We start from the raw sequence: 1799 nt of genomic DNA, 5'->3' as shown, positions 1-1799 counted from the left end.
CGGCAGTTCAAGCTCACTGAAAACCCGAACCCCATGGCGCTTGAGCAACGCCGCCGTCACCCCTTCGCCACTGACTCTGACCCCACTGAACGTGCCGTCATACGTCAGCAGATTCCCGCAAGACGGACTGTTGGCCTTGAGCACCGCCACCCGAATGCCGTGCTTTTGCACCAGTTCCAGCGCTTGCCGCGCCCCCTCGAGAAACTGCGCGCTGACATCCTCGCCATCAGTAGTGATGACTGCGGCAATGCCATCCAGCACCTCACCGCCCTGCCCGCCAGGAATCTCCGCCGCCGCCCGCGGCGTCGGCAATCCACCCGCCACCTCCGGACACAACGGCACCACGCGCCCTTCTTCGATCCACTGCTCAAGCAGATCAAACGGCCCGCTCGCACCACCGTCATAACGCACGCGATGGCCCAACAGGCAGCGACTGACCAGGATCTTTTCCATGTTCAGAACGGCTCGTTGCCACGGCGACGGAACCAGCCAGTCAGCGACAGGCGCTCGCGATGGGCCGGCAACACTTCGTGGGGCACTTCGCCGGAGAGAAACACCACCAGGCAGCCGCCGGTCGGCTGCACGTCGTGCACACGTTCCTCGCCCAGGTACATGCGCAACTGGCCACCGTCCTCCGGCAACCAGGCCTCGTTGAGGTAAATGACGGCCGAGACCATGCGCCGGTCATCATCGCGAAAGCGGTCGACGTGCTTGAGGTAAAACGCGCCGGGCGGGTACAGGGCGAAATGGCACTCGAAATCCTCAAGCCCCAGAAACAAGCCGCGATTAAGTGCCTCGCGCAGACTGTCCATCAGGCTCAGGTAACTGTCAGTGGCGTCGGCCTGACCCGGGTCGATCCACTGAATGTGATCGCCGCGAATACCTTCACGAATCTCCGAAAACGGCCCGCGTCCGACCGCCGCCGGCGCCAGCTCACCTTCGGCTTCACGTTTACGGCACTCGGCCGCCAGCGCCCGGGTCAGATCGGCGGGCAGGAAGATGTTCTGCTGCGACCAGCCGTGTTCGGCCAGGTCGTCGACAATGCGTAACAGCAGCGGGTGTTCAGAGGATATCGGCATGGCGCGCATAGTATGCCGACGGCGATAAATCCGACAGAGCCACGCAGCGCCTTGCTACGAATTCTCGACAAGTACCGGCACCGCACGGACAATAGTCCGCTGCTGACAGGAGTCCCTATGCGCCGTTTGCTTTTTTCACTGTTGATGTTCTGCGTATTGCCCACCTGGGCGGACGGCCACGATCAGTTGTACAAGGTCGCCGGCTGGCCAGAACAACGCGCGCATTTCAACGATGCCCTGAGCGCCGCCCAGCAGCGCTATCAGAACAGCCTGCCGCCTGCGGTATTTCAGGCGCTGGTCAACAACAGCAATCAACGCTTTGCCGCGCAGGCCATGGATCAGCGTGCCGAAGCGCAACTGCGGCAGAAACTCGCCGACCCGAAACCGGCGCTGACCTTCTTCCAGTCACCGCTGGGCAAGAAAATCGTCGCCGCCGAATTGCTCGCAACCCGTCGCGATCAACTGGCAAAAAATGCTCAGGGCCTGCCGAAGATGCAGGCCAGCGACAGTCGCTTGCTGATCATCGGCCATCTCGCCCAGGCCCTGCCAGCCCGTGAGGCGGGCGCCGAGGTCAGCCTGGCGATTGCCGGCGTAGCGGCGGACAGCTTGAGTTCGATGATCCCGGGACTGCTCGGCGGTGGACAGGCGCAGGGCATGTTGAACGGTCAGCGCCAGCGGCTGATGGATCAGATCGGCGCCGATCTGAACAACACGTTGCTT

The 1799-nt window shown here is 62.8% G+C and carries 3 protein-coding genes; 1 reads left to right on the top strand and 2 read right to left on the bottom strand.

The genetic code is table 11. The annotated features are described in order from the left end of the window. Both OQK_RS00430 and OQK_RS00425 read right to left on the bottom strand, forming a co-directional pair. The coding region (locus tag OQK_RS00430) for a DUF523 domain-containing protein (RefSeq protein WP_016770625.1) at positions 1-453 on the bottom strand (453 nt) is incomplete at its 3' end. Positions 454-455: 2 nt separating this feature from the next. Then, a complete protein-coding gene (locus OQK_RS00425) occupies positions 456-1088 on the bottom strand; it encodes a 2OG-Fe(II) oxygenase (RefSeq protein ID WP_016770624.1) in 633 nt (210 codons plus the stop codon). Between the two features lie 108 nt (positions 1089-1196). On the opposite strand from OQK_RS00425, the gene OQK_RS00420 reads away from it, so the two are divergent. Beyond that, on the top strand, positions 1197-1799 hold a 603-nt coding region (locus OQK_RS00420; RefSeq protein ID WP_016770623.1), incomplete at its 3' end, for a DUF2059 domain-containing protein.

The organism is Pseudomonas sp. R62 (assembly GCF_000257605.1).
Classification (GTDB): Bacteria; Pseudomonadota; Gammaproteobacteria; order Pseudomonadales; family Pseudomonadaceae; genus Aquipseudomonas; species Aquipseudomonas atacamensis.
The sequence above is the reverse complement of the archived record's forward strand: the minus strand, read 5'-3'. Positions and strand labels throughout refer to the sequence as shown.